The sequence below is a fragment of the Clostridium sp. E02 genome (assembly GCF_003833015.1).
In the GTDB taxonomy this organism is placed as follows: Bacteria; Bacillota; Clostridia; order Lachnospirales; family Lachnospiraceae; genus Lacrimispora.
In genome coordinates, this window is sequence record NZ_RJLQ01000066.1 from 1 (window position 1) to 460 (window position 460).

General features: G+C 43.9%; 1 rRNA gene. It reads right to left on the minus strand.

The features are described 5' to 3' along the window. Window positions 1-346: 346 nt before the first annotated feature. Window positions 347-460, minus strand: a 5S ribosomal RNA gene (gene rrf / locus EFT72_RS18955); the annotation flags it as partial.

The window sequence follows — 460 nt, forward strand, 5'->3', positions numbered from 1 at the left end:
TGTAACACCTCGGATGTCTTGATATTGTCTTTTTGCAAAGACTCTATCTAGATATATTTCAATATGTGGTTTTCAAGGTACGTGTGCGATGATACAAGCTGCATAGAAAACGTTGTTTTCGAAGTGCACCTTCGTAACTTCACCGCTTTGACTGAAGTTCATCAGTCATTCGAAAGCTCGATCAACTCAAACTCACGAATCACTGGTAAAAACCAGCTATATAAAACAGCACTTCCCTGCTGATTCAGGTTAACACATTCTTTCACACAGGCTTCGCCTTTATCTCCACCCATTGGAACGTGTCCGTTCTATATAAAACACTCTTTCAAGTGGTTTTTTTTGTTTAATCTGGCACCCACCTGCTCTCCCATGCCGTCTCCAGCATAGTACCATCGGCCGCTTAGGTCTTAACCATCGTGTTCGAGATGGGAACGGGTGTGTCCCCTAAGCGCATCGGCAC